Raw genomic sequence first — 13,868 nt, 5'->3', positions numbered from 1 at the left:
TGCGGTGCTGGAATCGGGAGAAACAGAGGTCACAGCGCGGCTTTGACCTTTTTGGCAGCATCCTCCGATACCCATTTCATCCACACATGTGGATAGGATTCGAGGAATTCAAATGCCGCAATTTCACCGTCTGCCTGATTCTCTTCCATCCATGCCATCATGGCACTCATGTCTGCATTGGTATATGCACGGTTGCTGATGTATTTATACGCTGCCGGGGATTTGGTAGCGAAGCTTTCGGTGGTGATCGTGTTTACCGCAGACGGTGGGTAAGCTGTGACTTTGGGGTTGATACAGTCGGCTTGGGTAATACAGTTTTCATAGTGTTCAGGATCGGCGTCCACACCAAAATCGACTTTCACCATCTCATAACGACCCAGTACAGGTGTGGGCGACCAATAATACCCAAACCATGCATTCTCCCTGTCATTGGCGCGGGCAATGGAACCTGCCAGCGCGGCACCGGAACCTGGGTCAATCATTTCAAATCCGGCTTCCTCAAGGCCCAGGGCATTAAAAAGGTGACCTGCGGTGATTTGGCACGTCCAACCTGCAGGGCAGGTCATAAAGCCGGATTTACTGTCGTCTTCCGGGTGGGGAAACAGATTCGCATTGGCTTTAATACCTTCAATGGTGGCAAGCTCCGGGTGTTTGTCTATCATGTATTTCGGTACCCAAAAGCCTTCTTCTCCCCCTTCCACAAAGGCTTTACCGGCAAAGCGGAGCTTTTTCTCGTCCACCCCCTTTTGTAACATCTCTTTGTGGGAGTTACTCCAGAACTCCGGGGCGATATCCGGCTCGCCTTTTTCAGTCATTGAAACACCGGTTGGCATGGTGTCGCCGGGCACCAGCTCAGCATTGCAGCCAAAGCCATGGGTGAGAATGAACTGATCAACGTGCGCCATCAAGGTAGCGGAGTTCCAGTTCATGTCGGCAATGGTGACATCACCACACTCATCGGCAAACGTGAAAGGGGAAAGTGCCAGCAGCGCAAGGGGGAAGTAGCGGGGTTGCATAGGGAGTGACTCCTTTGGTGACGGTGCTCGTCTTCTCATTGTTCCCATACCCCTGTGTTCTCAGGGCTGGGGATATTATTTCCACGATAGCAAAGTTGTTGGATCGGATTCGTGTTATTGGGTGATATTCGTGACACTTACATCATTATATGCCCCCCTTTTACTGTGGTTTTCCGGTAAGTAACCCGTTGGATCACTTGGCTGATGAAGCTGTACTGGAAGAGGGCAGGACGCTACCTGGTTGGGTAAAACAACCTTAAAGGGGGGGAGCCAGCGACAGTGTTTATCTGTAGTCCGCAAGATGACAGACATTACACCGGGGTGTTATCTGCGGGACCCTTATCAATAGTCAATTTGCACTGTAAATTGTGACACCTGCCAGTATTCTTTATTGTAATGATAACTATTATCATTTATTTTGGTGGTAATGGTAATCACAAACGGTGGGGATGAATGAATGTCAGAGCCAGCCAAGGCAACATGTGCGCGGGAGCGGTCGGGTTCTGGGGAAAAAGTGCAACTGGAAATTAATGTTCAGGTACTGGAAAGACTGTTTACCAACGGACAGCTTTGTGCAGCCGAATTCAGTTGCCTGAACCCAGCCTCCAAAAAAGCAGTGCAAGCACTTTGCCTCAATACCTGTATGTCACGCTATTGTCGTGAGCAAACTATCGCGTTATCGGTGAGTCCCGATCTGCTGATTGAAAATAAAAACATTACGTATTAACGGCAATGTAAATTCACCATTTAAAATTCTCATCATCGAGCGTAAAAACTTTCATTAAAAAATAATTCAAATATCATCAATCATTTAGTAAATTTTTTGACGTTAATTTTGGGATGGTCTCTTGAAAAAAAGCGGGTGACTCTCCAAATATATGAGTGTGAAGGTTGTGGCGATATTCGTGCGACCTTTTACAAAGACATTTACTGAATCTAAATACATATCGCTTCTTTGGAGGATATATGATGAAAACTATCGATTTGACCCCACTATATCGTAATAGCATCGGTTTTGACCGCTTTGCCTCTTTATTGGATAACGCGTTCCGTGCAGAAAGCGCGACGGCAGGTTACCCTCCGTACAACATTGAATCACTGGAAGACAACAAATACGCTATCACCTTGGCTGTAGCCGGTTTCACTCAGGAAGAACTGAGCATTAATGTAGAACGTGGCGTACTGACCATTCGCGGTGAAAAAGCGAAAACAGAAGGCAAAAACTACCTGTATCAAGGAATCGCAAACCGCACGTTCGAACGTAAGTTCAATCTGGCTGACTACGTTGAAGTAACCGGCGCAGATCTGGAAAACGGCTTGCTGAAAATTAACCTGTTGAAGGTTATTCCAGATGCGATGAAACCAAAGTCTATCGCAATCAACAGTGGCTCTTCTTCTACTATTGAACATAAAGAAGACATTGTTGCTTAATGTGTTATTGATGATGTTGCGTTAAGTGGAAGGGCTGAGTTGTTCAGCCCTTTTTGCTATCTAACCTCATTTTAATATGGCTATACCCAACAACCTGAATCCTGCATCTTCAGGTCGCTTGGATTTATGTGCATTGCCATTCCTATCCCCTTGCATGCACCCGTAGCGATCACGGGTATAAACGGTTAATTACTGCTGGGTAACAATCCCTCTTTCCATGACGGCATAGAAGGCAATCTATTTGTAAACTAACCATTTTTTATCATTCATGACAAGCTGCCAGCGTCGCATTGTGGCCTGATCAGATCTCAATTCGGGAACAGGCGAGTGACGGATTGGCACTACACTTACCATGGCATAACAAAAGCATTACCATGGCATAACAAAAGCAGTGTCAGATTGGATAGCAAGTTAGGATAGCGGATAGCAAGGAAAGCCAATGAAACAGCAAGCCCAGCACAGCGCTTTAACGGATCAGGAGCGCGTTGTGGTAGCAGAAGCAATAAATACACTGAAGACCAAGCCGGGTGCCCTGTTACCCATATTGCATGAAATTCAGCATCACCTGAGCTACGTCCCTCCCGCTGCAGTGCCAATGATTGCGCGAGGATTGAACCTGTCAAACGCCGACGTGCATGGTGTTATCAGTTTCTACCATGAGTTTCGCAATCAGCCGCCCGGTAGCCATGTTATCCAGATTTGCCGGGCAGAATCCTGTCAGTCGATGGGCTCGCAGACATTGGAACGCCATGCGTTTTCCCGGCTCGGCATTGGCTTTCATGAAACCACCAAAGATAAAAATTTCACCCTTGAGCCGGTTTATTGTTTGGGCAACTGTATGTATTCCCCTTGTGTCCGGGTGGGTGATGATATTCACGGTGACATGAATGATGACGCGTTTGATAGCCTCGTTAATTCGCTGATCACCCAAGTGGTTGAGGTGAAGGCGCCATGAGTTATCGTATTTATGTCCCCCTTGACTCCTCGTCTGTTTCCCGTGGTGCAGATAAGGTTGCGGCGCGATTGGAGCACAGCGCTGTTATCTATGGCGAATCCCTGACGGTTGTCCGCAATGGATCCCACGGTCTTTTCTGGCTGGAGCCTATGATTGAAGTGGAATCTGCCGGGGGCCGCATTGCATTCGGTCCTGTGTTTGAAGAGGATATTGATGCACTGCTTGCCCTGCGTTTCTTTGCGCCGGATGAAGCAGGCAGTGCTGCGTTGGAACACCCCTTGTGTCTTGGTCTGACCACGGAGATTCCCTGGCTGAAGCGCCAGGACAGACTGACGTTTGAACGGGTGGGGGTTGTCGATCCTCTTGATGTTGAAGATTACTGCAGTAAGGGCGGTTTTGACGGCCTGAAAAGAGCGCTCACTATGACAACTCAGGAAATGCTGGATGAAGTGAAAGCCTCCGGACTGCGTGGTCGTGGTGGTGCGGCATTCCCTACCGGTATCAAGTGGCAAACCGTTGCAGACCAACCTTCGGGTCAGAAATACGTTATCTGCAATGCTGACGAAGGCGATTCAGGTACTTTTGCTGATCGTATGTTGATGGAAGGCGATCCGCTCACCCTGATTGAAGGCATGATCATCTGTGCGTTGTCTGTTGGCGCCTCTCAGGGCTATGTCTATACCCGATCTGAATATCCCAATGCCTGCAAGATTTTCACAAAAGCCATTGAAAACGCTTATGCCGCCGGCTATCTCGGCCCAGATATTTGCGGCAGCGGCAAGCATTTTGATTTAGAACTGCGGATGGGCGCAGGGGCGTATATTTGTGGCGAGGAAACCTCCTTGATGGAAAGCCTTGAGGGTAAACGGGGTTTGGTTAGGAACAAGCCACCGCTGCCTGCCATTGAGGGTCTGTTTGGTAGGCCCACAGTGATCAATAACGTGATCTCTCTGGCGTCAGTACCGATCATTTTCTCGAAAGGGGCGGACCACTATAAAGATTTTGGTCAGGGGCGTTCGCTTGGCACTATGCCGATTCAACTTGCTGGCAACATCAAACGGCCGGGGCTGTTTGAACTCGCTTTTGGTGTCACTATCCGAGAGCTGCTTTTCGATTTCGGTGGGGGGAGTAAAACCGGCAATCCGCTAAAAGCAGTTCAAATTGGTGGGCCGCTCGGGGCATATATTGCTGAAAAAGACTGGGACACCGAGCTGGATTACGAACACCTTGCAGCGCGTGGTGCCATGTTGGGGCACGGCGGCATTGTCGCTTTTGATGAGCAGACAGACATGAGCCAGATGGCGCGTTTTGCCATGGAATTCTGTGCGTTGGAATCTTGTGGCAAATGTACACCTTGCCGGATTGGTGCAGTACGTGGTGTTGAAGTGATCGATCAACTGTTACGTACCACTGGCGATGAAAAGTCAGCACATAAAGCCTTGCTTGATGATTTGTGCGAGACGATGGAACAGGGATCCCTTTGCGCCATGGGGGGCATGACCCCCTTCCCGGTGAAAAGTGCGTTGAAACATTTCCCAGACGATTTTGGTTTTGCGTTAGACGCAAAAAACACGGGCGTTGACGGGTGATAGTCCGTCGAGGAGGCAACAATGGTTGAGTTTTATATCCCCCTTGAACAGGGCAACAAAGACGTCGGGACTCCGCCGATGAAAGGTGAGGATCTCAAACCCATCACCCTGACCATTGATGGCTGGTCAGTCACAGTGCCTGAAGGCACCTCGGTAATGCGTGCGTCATCCATGCTGAATATCCCGATCCCCAAACTGTGTGCCACCGATTCGTTGGACGCCTTCGGATCGTGCCGGATGTGCGTGGTGGAGATTGAAGGCATGCGCGGAAAACCGGCAGCCTGCACCACACCCGTTGCGGAAGGTATGGTCGTCACCACACAGAATGAAGCTCTTCGTAAGTTACGACGTAATGTAATGGAGCTGTACATTTCAGACCACCCGTTGGATTGCCTGACCTGTGCCGCCAACGGCGATTGTGAATTGCAAGATATGGCGGGCGCTGTCGGACTTCGTGAGGTGCGTTATGGTGTTGAGGGCAGCAACCACCTTGATCAGGAAAAGGACACCTCCAATCCGTATTTTACGTTTGATACCAGTAAATGCATTGTTTGTTCACGTTGTGTCCGTGCCTGTGACGAAATTCAGGGGCAGCATGCTCTGACCGTTGAAAGACGGGGGTTTGAATCCCGTATTGTGGCGGGTGCAGAATCGTTTATGGCGTCTGAATGTGTGTCCTGCGGCGCTTGTGTGCAGGCTTGCCCAACGGCAGCGCTGATCGAAAACAGTGTGATTGAGCAAGGCACACCGAGTCACTATCGTGTGACGACCTGTGCCTATTGTGGGGTGGGCTGTGCATTTCGTGCCGAGATGCGGGGAGATCAGCTTATCCGGATGGTGCCGCACAAAGAGGGTAAAGCCAACCAGGGGCATTCATGCGTGAAAGGCCGTTTTGCCTTTGGCTATGCGACCCATAAAGATCGTGTTACCCGCCCGATGATCCGCGACACCATCAATGAGCCGTGGCGCAAAGTGAGTTGGGAAGAGGCGATTAGGTTTGCCGCAGACAAGATCAGGGCGCTCCGGGATCAATATGGGGCGAACGCATTGGGGGGCATTACTTCGTCACGCTGCACCAATGAAGAAACCTATCTGGTGCAGAAGCTGGTTCGCGCCGGGTTTGGTACCAATAACGTCGATACCTGTGCAAGGGTTTGCCATTCTCCAACCGGCTATGGCCTGAAAACCACCTTGGGTGAATCGGCGGGCACCCAAACGTTTGAATCGGTGCAGAAAGCCGATGTGGTTATTGTGATTGGTGCTAACCCAACCGATGGCCACCCGGTGTTTGCTTCCCAGCTTAAGCGTCGCCTGAGAAAGGGCGCGAAGTTGATAGTGATTGATCCGCGTGAAATTGATTTGGTCAACGCGCCGCACGTCCGTGCCAAATACCATTTGCAACTGCGTCCCGGCACTAATGTGGCGGTGATGAATGCGCTGGCGCATGTCATTATCAATGAAGGGTTGGAAGCGACAGATTTTATCGCTGAACGTTGCGACACCGAGGCGTATAACAAATGGCGTGATTTTATCGCCCAGCCGCATCACTCGCCGGAAGCGATGGAAAGTGCGACCGGTGTACCCGCCATATTGATCCGGGAAGCGGCAAGGATGTTCGCGAAAGCACAGAACGGTGCGATTTATTATGGTCTGGGCGTGACAGAGCACAGTCAGGGGAGTTCAGCTGTCATGGCGATTGCCAATCTGGCAATGGTAACAGGCAACATTGGCCGTGAAGGTGTAGGGGTTAACCCGTTGCGCGGACAAAACAACGTACAGGGCAGCTGTGATATGGGCTCTTTTCCGCATGAATTGCCTGGTTATCGTCACGTCTCAGACCCGCAAGTGCGTGTGTTGTTTGAAAGCGAATGGGGCGTGCCGATTGACGAGGAACCCGGGCTTCGTATTCCCAATATGTTTGATGCTGCGATTGCAGGCCGGTTTAAAGGTATGTATGTGCAGGGTGAAGATATTGCCCAATCTGATCCCAATACCCAACATGTTGAGGCGGCATTGTCATCGCTCGAATGCCTGATTGTTCAGGACATCTTCCTGAATGAAACCGCCAAGTTTGCCCATGTGTTCCTGCCGGGAGCCAGCTTCCTTGAAAAAGACGGTACGTTTACCAATGCGGAGCGACGGATTTCGCCCGTGCGTAAAGTGATGGTACCACTTTCCGGCAAAGCCGACTGGGAAGTGACGATGGGGCTTGCCAATGCCCTTGGTTATGAGATGCATTATAACCATCCCTCAGAAATCATGGATGAAATTGCCCGATTGACGCCAACATTCCAAGGCGTTAGCTATGAAAAGCTGGATAAACTGGGTTCGATTCAGTGGCCTTGTAACAATATGGCGCCTGAAGGAACACCCACCATGCATATTGGCAGTTTTGTGAAAGGCAAAGGCAGCTTTGTGGTGACGGAATACGTGGCAACCGAAGAGAAAGTGAACAAGCGATTCCCATTGCTGCTGACCACTGGCCGCATATTGACCCAGTACAATGTTGGTGCGCAAACCCGCCGCACTGACAACACCCGCTGGCACAAGGAAGATGTGCTGGAAATCCATCCTTTGGATGCCGAAGACCGTGGGATCGCGGACGGCACTCCCGTGCGGATTGCCAGCCGTGCAGGTGAAGTCACCCTCCCTGCTAAAATCAGCAACCGTATGCAACCGGGCGTGGTTTACACCACCTTCCACCATCCGGTATCCGGCACCAATGTGGTGACCACAGAAAACTCGGACTGGGCAACCAACTGCCCGGAATACAAAGTGACCGCAGTGCAGGTGAAAGTGGCCGTTGACCAAACAGATTGGCAGCGGCGTTTTCGCGAGTTTGACGAGCAGCAACAAGCGCATTTGTCGGCCGCCACCCAAGGCAGTGGGCATTGAGAGGAGTTAGCATGGACGGCGAACACCATCGTAATGAACGGCTTTTTGTGATGGCGAACCAAATCGCAGAAAACCTTGCGCATGGCAGGAGTGAACAGGAAACCGTAGAAGACGTTGCGTCACACATCCGCCGCTTCTGGTCCCTAGACATGAAACAAAGCCTGTTTGAGGGGCTGGGCAAGGATGTGCTCAATCCCATCGCCGAAAAAGCGACTGGGTTATTGGCAAAAGAGTACCGGCTGAAAGCGGGATAGCGTTGTGGGGCCCAAAGACGCCAGGGCATTTGCCCCAGCGTTTGGGTTAGGTTAGCTGCGTTTGGGCTGTTTATAAGTGCGGCCAGCAGCGGCATAGGTATCGCGGTTTTTAATGTCGAACTGGGTGTTGAAGAACCAGGCGACAAACACAATCACGTCGTCGCCAACGTTCATAATGTGTTCCACGAACTCTTGTGTTTCACCGTCGTCATTTTCTTCGGTAAATACGTGGTAAACACGGTTTTCACCCTCTACTTCCGCCAGTGCAAACTGCCCGGTCAGCGCATTTGCAGCTTCTGCAACGGCTTCGTTTTCGCATGCTTTCAGCATGTCGAGTGCTTCAGGAAGGTCTGCTTTTTGGCAAAGGGCTTTGACCAGTGTTTCAAATTCTTTCTGTTCCATCATGGCGCCTTTATTCGATCGAAAAGTAAAATGCCCGGCAAAACCGGGCACTTTGAACGCAGATTGAAAGGATCACGCCTCAATTTCTGCGTTGTGATAAACGTTTTGTACGTCGTCACAGTCGTTCAGCATGTCCATGAACTTCTCAAAGACAGCCACGTCGTCGCCGCTGATTGTTGTCATGGTTTGTGGCACGAAAGTGATTTCTTCAACGTCAATGGTAACGTTCGGCATTGACTCTGTCAGTGCATTTTTCAGTTTGAAGAATTCTGTGTGAGGGGCGAAAACTGTGATAACGCCGTCTTCACACTCAATGTCAGTCACATCAACGTCTGCCATGACCAATGCTTCCAGTACGGTTTCCTCGTCGTCACCCGCGAACTGGAAAACAGCCTGGTGCTCAAACATGTGGGCAACAGAGCCAGGGCTGCCGATTTTGGCGTTGGTTTTCACGAAGCACTGACGGACTTCCATATAAGTACGGTTGTTGTTGTCTGTCAGACAGTCAACAATCACAGAGCAACCGCCAGGACCGAAACCTTCGTAGCGCGCAACTTCATAGTTTTCACCACCGCTGCCAGATGCTTTTTCAATCGCTTTTTCAATCACGTGGCTTGGCACCTGATCTTTCTTCGCTTTATCAATGATACGTCTTAGCGAGAGGTTAGAGTCAGGATCGGTACCACCGTTTTTCGCGATAACGTAGATCTCTTTACCGTACTTAGAGTACAGCTTAACTTTGGCGCCTTGTGTTTTCGCCATTGAAGCTTTACGAACTTCGAAACTGCGTCCCATGGGGAGTCACTCTCTTTGATATGCGTTTATTAAAGTGGCAGCGATTTTATCAATCACCGGTGGTTTATTTCCAGCACTAAAAGCGCTGGACCTCCCGTATTTACTGAGACTGAGCAAGACTTCGTTGTGTTGTTTTATCTGTAACACCAGAAAAAAGCTACCAATTAGTGCGCTTTGGCGTGTCGATGTGGTGGCTTAAACGGAAATACGCTTTTTTTCAGTTTTAGAGTTGAGGAAACCTGAAACACCTCAAATAATTAACATAACCCCATCGCGAGCGGCGCCGGTGTCATGTTCATCTTGGGGATATAAAGGGGAGAGCGGAATCATGTCTGAAATGCTGCACCAGTACCCAGTGATCAATGAACGCGAAATACACGTTCGAGCCTGGAACCCGGAGGGCGGTGAAACGGTGTTCTGTTGGCATGGTTTAGCAAGGAACAGCATCGACTTTATTGAACTGGGGAATGCGTTGGCATCGAAAGGCTACCGTGTCATTGCACCTGATACCCTGGGGCGTGGGTTGTCGCAATGGGCAGAAGAACCAAAAGTAGAATATAGCTACGCCAACTACGTTACGATGGCGCTGAAGCTGATGGATTTTTACTGCTGTGACAAGGTTCATTGGGTCGGCACCAGCATGGGTGGGTTGATGGGTATGTTAATCGCAGCCAGTGATGAGAATGCCGATAAGATTGCAACTCTGGTTTTAAACGACATTGGCCCGGAAGTGCCAGCCGATGCCCTGGAGCGAATCGTCAGTTATGTGCAGACCCCCGTTTCTTTCAAGCGGTATAATGAGATTAGCCAATACCTGCAAAGCCTCTATCAGCCCTTTGGTCCCCATACTTGCCAGCAATGGCATACTATGATTTCTGCATCGGTCCGCAGACTTGGCAATGGTGATTACACGACGCATTATGACCCTGATATTCTTGCGCAATACGATCCTGATACCCCACCAATTAACCTATGGCGGCAGTTTGACCGCCTTGATATTCCGTTAATGCTGATGCATGGATTGCACTCTGATGTGTTGACAAAGGGCATCGTTAAAAAGATGCGAGAAATGCAACCGGATATGGCGGTGAATTATTATCTTGGCTGCGGCCATGCGCCTAATCTCTTCTATCCGTCATATCGCCATGATGTCGAGCAGTTTATTGAGCAACATCCACTGGCACCACTATCCAGTCCAACAAAATACGGGCTGATCTGCCGCGAGCCTATGAGTTAAAGCGGTATCGCTTAAACGGACAAAACCCCATGAAGGGGCTTTGTGCATTTATTACGACAGTGATCAGGGGGAAGTCAACAGACTCTGGACACTTTAAATCGCCCAACAGATTGTCTGAATTGACTCACCAGGTTATTCACTTGACGGGCTGATCCTTGCACATCCTCCGCCGATTCGTGGTTATTGGAGGCCATGTCGGCAATGCCCTGAATACGTCTTGCCAACTCTTGGTTGGCGACAGTTTGCTCATGCAGCGATCGGGAAACTTCTTCGATGATATTGATAAGATCGAGTGACTTTTGGTGCATTTCGCGAACCGATTGTTCGGCTGTATGGGTTTGCGACATGTTATCACTCACCACACTGACACTTTCTTCGATATGACTCACGGTCATCTCAATGCCATTGCGAAGTTCCTGAATGGTAGAGGCAATCTGTTTGGTAGAGTCTGATGTGCGGACGGCTAGGTTACGCACTTCATCGGCGACAACGGCAAAGCCACGACCTTGATCGCCAGCGCGGGCAGCTTCAATGGCCGCATTCAGTGCCAGCAAGTTGGTCTGTTCCGCTACATCATTGATCACGCTGATAATGCCTTCAATTTCCTTGGAGTGCTGATCGAGCTCAGCAACGGCAGAGCTGGAACGTTGAGATTTCTCCGACATCTGATCCATATTGGAAATAGTCAGCTGCATGGTCGATGCACCGACCTTAGCCTTATTCCCGCTTTCATTGGAAAGCGTCTTCATTTTGTCGGCGTCGTGGGAAATGGTGTTGATACTGGCAGCAAATTCCTCCACCAGTGCAGCAATGCTGCCGGTGTCTTCAGACTGTTGGGTTGAAGCGCCAACGATATGGTTAGACAGGGTCTCTAATTTAGACACTTCACTGTTGAGCTGGTTTGCACCCTGAGCGATGCTGGTCAGGGTTTCTTCAAACGCCGTCATCAAATTGTTGAATGCGCGGCCCAGATCGGTGATTTCGTTTTTACCTTTTAACGTCGAACGAACCGTCAGATCAAGGTTTCTTTCTGCTGTTCGAAGCAAGGTTTGCAGTTTGCTCAACGGTACCGTGATGCTGCGGGCAATGGTAAAGGAAATGGCTGCTAACACCAGTGCAATAGCTGCCACCAGAAGCAACATTTTTCGTACGTCTTGGTAGAAAACGGCATCTACATCATCGACATAAAGGCCGGTGCTCAGTACCCAGCCCCAAGGCTGGAAAGGCAGTGAGTAAGTGATTTTCGGGTGTGGTTTTGTGTCGTTACCTGCTTTCTTCCAATAGTAGGTGACAAAACCGCCGCCTTCTTTCGCTTGTTGTACCTGCTCAGTAAAAAGGTAGACGCCATTGACATCCTGGCGATCACGAAGGTTTTTACCGTTAAGATCTGGAGAGATAGGGTGGTGGACCATGTTTGCGTCCATATCAAACACCATGAAATAACCGTTATTACCATAACGCATGGCATCGATGGCAGTAATAGCACGTTGTTGGGCTTCCCTTTCGGAAATTTCGCCGGTTTGTGTTTGTTGGTATAGGCGGGTAACCAGACTTTGTGTTGTTTCAACAAGAACCCGTATCTGGCTTTTTCTCTCTTCCAACATGTTATCGCGCTTAACTGTAAGCGAGATAATGGTGACTGAAACCAAAGACAGCAAGGCAATGATAATGATCAACGATAAACGTTGCCGGATAGACAGCGCGTTCATGTTTCTCTCCATAGGGTCCAAGACCCCTAGCTAACTGGTTAAAATAATGGGTTTTATAAAAAAAGAGTCTAGCAACTGGTTTCATATTTTCCTGACGTGAAATGGATCAAACTGGCAGCAAAAACACGGCGGGATTTGATTGATTTCATGTCTGGCTAGGTAGACAAAGGGCTGCGGCGGTATGGAAAGGAAATGCATTGACTTGATGAATGTATTTCGGTGAATTAACATTTTTTAGAAATGTGATCGGATGCATTTATTTGTAGGAAAATAATTTCAATTGTTTTCCGTATTGGTGTGTATGTGGCACGAAGATAGTGCACTTGTTATCGTGAATGCCCGAAATGATCTTAATCCCAGAAAAAAGGTGTGCTTATCACGGTCAGCTATATGCGAAGTGATAGCTTTGGTTTAGACTACCGCCCTTTACCCACCCATACCGAGGTAATCAATCATGTCTTTACCAAATTGCCCACAATGTAACTCTGAATACACCTACGAAGACGGTGCGCTGCTTGTTTGTCCTGAGTGTGGGCACGAGTGGTCTCAGAATGCATCTGCTGATGTGGAAGAGACAAAAGTCATCAAAGACTCAAACGGCAATGTTCTGCAAGACGGCGATACCGTCACTGTGATTAAAGATCTGAAAGTGAAAGGATCGTCACTGGTGGTTAAAGTCGGTACTAAAGTGAAAAACATCCGTTTGGTAGACGGTGACCACGACATTGATTGCAAAATCGACGGCATCGGCGCGATGAAGCTGAAGTCGGAGTTTGTGAAAAAGGTATAAGCCCTGCTTTACGCCAAAGAAACCGCGCTTTTTAGCGCGGTTTCTTTTCGCCTAATGTCTGTGTGATAGTGTAGGGGGATGACTGTTGGCGACTGCTAATTTCAGAAAGCTAAGCTATTTTTAGAGAACCGACCTATGACGGCCCGACTTTACAATCATCTGGAAACTATCTGGAATTTTCACCTTATGGGGCATGACGTGAAACCTGCGGATTGCCTGTTTGTGTTGTGCAGCAACGATCTTCGCGTTGCGGAGTATGCCGCAGAACTATACCGAAAAGAGCTGGCGCCTTATCTTCTCGTGTCTGGCGGGCGAGGGCGATTTACCGAATACATATTTGATAAAACAGAGGCAGAAACCTTCGCCGATATCCTGTGTGATGAAGGGGTACCGGCGTCAGCCATTTTGTTGGAAACCAAGGCGACAAATTCTGGCCAAAACATGACGCTGTCATATAACGTCATGAAAGATCATGGACTGGTATTTTCCCGGTTTATTCTGGTGCAAAAACCTTTTATGGAAAGACGCGCCTACGCCACGTTCATGAAGCAATGGCCGGGGGATATCGAGAGCGTTGTCTGCACATCCCCACCTATCTCCTTTCTTGACTACCCAAACGCAGACTTACCCTTTGACCACGTAGTTGAAGCCGCCCTCAGTGATTTCGAACGTATTCGTGACTATCCCGCAAAAGGCTTTCAAATAGAACAGCCTATCCCTGACGATGTCATGTCGGCGTATCACGCGATAAAGAAACTCGGCCTGTGGTGAGAATGAGAGTGGCGGTTATGCCTA

13 protein-coding genes are annotated in these 13,868 nt (G+C 49.3%); 9 read left to right on the top strand and 4 right to left on the bottom strand.

Features of this window, described 5'->3' with window-relative positions:
- Positions 1–29: 29 nt before the first annotated feature.
- Positions 30–1,016: an ABC transporter substrate-binding protein gene (locus tag VHA_RS11405; protein WP_005504435.1), complete on the bottom strand. Its 987-nt coding sequence runs from the start codon at positions 1,014–1,016 to the stop codon at positions 30–32.
- Positions 1,017–1,473: 457 nt separating this feature from the next.
- On the opposite strand from VHA_RS11405, the gene VHA_RS11400 reads away from it, so the two are divergent.
- The 6 genes from VHA_RS11400 to VHA_RS11375 all read left to right on the top strand — a co-directional run bounded on the left by VHA_RS11400 (position 1,474) and on the right by VHA_RS11375 (position 8,140).
- Positions 1,474–1,743, top strand: a complete 270-nt coding sequence (locus VHA_RS11400) for a hypothetical protein (RefSeq protein WP_050778553.1) — start codon at positions 1,474–1,476, stop codon at positions 1,741–1,743.
- 242 nt (positions 1,744–1,985) lie between these two features.
- Entirely contained in the window at positions 1,986–2,447 is a 462-nt protein-coding gene (locus tag VHA_RS11395) for an Hsp20 family protein (RefSeq protein ID WP_005504432.1), read from the top strand.
- A 439-nt stretch (positions 2,448–2,886) separates the two neighbouring features.
- On the top strand, positions 2,887–3,402 hold the full coding sequence (locus tag VHA_RS11390; RefSeq protein WP_005504429.1) for a formate dehydrogenase subunit gamma: 516 nt from the start codon (positions 2,887–2,889) through the stop codon (positions 3,400–3,402).
- On the top strand, positions 3,399–4,991 hold the full coding sequence (locus VHA_RS11385; protein ID WP_005504428.1) for a formate dehydrogenase beta subunit: 1,593 nt from the start codon (positions 3,399–3,401) through the stop codon (positions 4,989–4,991). The genes VHA_RS11390 and VHA_RS11385 overlap by 4 nt, the downstream gene beginning before the upstream one ends.
- 21 nt (positions 4,992–5,012) lie before the next feature.
- Positions 5,013–7,886: a formate dehydrogenase subunit alpha gene (gene fdhF / locus VHA_RS11380; RefSeq protein ID WP_005504426.1), complete on the top strand. Its 2,874-nt coding sequence runs from the start codon at positions 5,013–5,015 to the stop codon at positions 7,884–7,886.
- Between the two features lie 11 nt (positions 7,887–7,897).
- Positions 7,898–8,140: a formate dehydrogenase subunit delta gene (locus tag VHA_RS11375; RefSeq protein ID WP_005504424.1), complete on the top strand. Its 243-nt coding sequence runs from the start codon at positions 7,898–7,900 to the stop codon at positions 8,138–8,140.
- Positions 8,141–8,191: 51 nt separating this feature from the next.
- Here VHA_RS11375 and VHA_RS11370 read toward each other — a convergent pair whose 3' ends face one another.
- Positions 8,192–8,542, bottom strand: coding sequence for a hypothetical protein (locus VHA_RS11370; protein ID WP_005504412.1), 351 nt, complete (start codon positions 8,540–8,542; stop codon positions 8,192–8,194).
- 72 nt (positions 8,543–8,614) lie between these two features.
- The gene (locus tag VHA_RS11365; protein ID WP_005504407.1) at positions 8,615–9,337 is read right to left on the bottom strand and encodes a YebC/PmpR family DNA-binding transcriptional regulator; all 723 of its coding nucleotides are present in this window, start codon (positions 9,335–9,337) and stop codon (positions 8,615–8,617) included.
- Positions 9,338–9,665: 328 nt separating this feature from the next.
- Between VHA_RS11365 and VHA_RS11360 the strand changes: the two genes are divergently transcribed.
- On the top strand, positions 9,666–10,574 hold the full coding sequence (locus VHA_RS11360) for an alpha/beta fold hydrolase (RefSeq protein ID WP_005504405.1): 909 nt from the start codon (positions 9,666–9,668) through the stop codon (positions 10,572–10,574).
- Positions 10,575–10,648: 74 nt separating this feature from the next.
- Here VHA_RS11360 and VHA_RS11355 read toward each other — a convergent pair whose 3' ends face one another.
- A complete protein-coding gene (locus VHA_RS11355; protein ID WP_005504404.1) occupies positions 10,649–12,283 on the bottom strand; it encodes a methyl-accepting chemotaxis protein in 1,635 nt (544 codons plus the stop codon).
- Between the two features lie 454 nt (positions 12,284–12,737).
- Between VHA_RS11355 and VHA_RS11350 the strand changes: the two genes are divergently transcribed.
- Positions 12,738–13,073 carry a zinc ribbon domain-containing protein YjdM gene (locus VHA_RS11350; RefSeq protein WP_005504402.1) on the top strand — a complete coding sequence of 112 codons (336 nt, stop codon included), beginning with the start codon at positions 12,738–12,740 and terminating at the stop codon, positions 13,071–13,073.
- Positions 13,074–13,208: 135 nt separating this feature from the next.
- Positions 13,209–13,844 (top strand): YdcF family protein, encoded by a 636-nt coding sequence (locus VHA_RS11345; RefSeq protein WP_040528819.1) that lies wholly within the window; start codon positions 13,209–13,211, stop codon positions 13,842–13,844.
- Positions 13,845–13,868: the final 24 nt, after the last annotated feature.

This window comes from Grimontia hollisae CIP 101886 (genome assembly GCF_000176515.1).
Taxonomy (GTDB): domain Bacteria; phylum Pseudomonadota; class Gammaproteobacteria; order Enterobacterales; family Vibrionaceae; genus Enterovibrio; species Enterovibrio hollisae.
This window is presented reverse-complemented; position numbering and strand designations above follow the sequence as displayed.

Coding starts and splice junctions, on each gene's coding strand:
- VHA_RS11405 (WP_005504435.1), bottom strand. CDS start 1,016: ATGCAACCCCGCTACTTCCCCCTTGCGCTGCTGGCACTTTCCCCTTTC.
- VHA_RS11400 (WP_050778553.1), top strand. CDS start 1,474: ATGTCAGAGCCAGCCAAGGCAACATGTGCGCGGGAGCGGTCGGGTTCT.
- VHA_RS11395 (WP_005504432.1), top strand. CDS start 1,986: ATGAAAACTATCGATTTGACCCCACTATATCGTAATAGCATCGGTTTT.
- VHA_RS11390 (WP_005504429.1), top strand. CDS start 2,887: ATGAAACAGCAAGCCCAGCACAGCGCTTTAACGGATCAGGAGCGCGTT.
- VHA_RS11385 (WP_005504428.1), top strand. CDS start 3,399: ATGAGTTATCGTATTTATGTCCCCCTTGACTCCTCGTCTGTTTCCCGT.
- fdhF (WP_005504426.1), top strand. CDS start 5,013: ATGGTTGAGTTTTATATCCCCCTTGAACAGGGCAACAAAGACGTCGGG.
- VHA_RS11375 (WP_005504424.1), top strand. CDS start 7,898: ATGGACGGCGAACACCATCGTAATGAACGGCTTTTTGTGATGGCGAAC.
- VHA_RS11370 (WP_005504412.1), bottom strand. CDS start 8,542: ATGGAACAGAAAGAATTTGAAACACTGGTCAAAGCCCTTTGCCAAAAA.
- VHA_RS11365 (WP_005504407.1), bottom strand. CDS start 9,337: ATGGGACGCAGTTTCGAAGTTCGTAAAGCTTCAATGGCGAAAACACAA.
- VHA_RS11360 (WP_005504405.1), top strand. CDS start 9,666: ATGTCTGAAATGCTGCACCAGTACCCAGTGATCAATGAACGCGAAATA.
- VHA_RS11355 (WP_005504404.1), bottom strand. CDS start 12,283: ATGAACGCGCTGTCTATCCGGCAACGTTTATCGTTGATCATTATCATT.
- VHA_RS11350 (WP_005504402.1), top strand. CDS start 12,738: ATGTCTTTACCAAATTGCCCACAATGTAACTCTGAATACACCTACGAA.
- VHA_RS11345 (WP_040528819.1), top strand. CDS start 13,209: ATGACGGCCCGACTTTACAATCATCTGGAAACTATCTGGAATTTTCAC.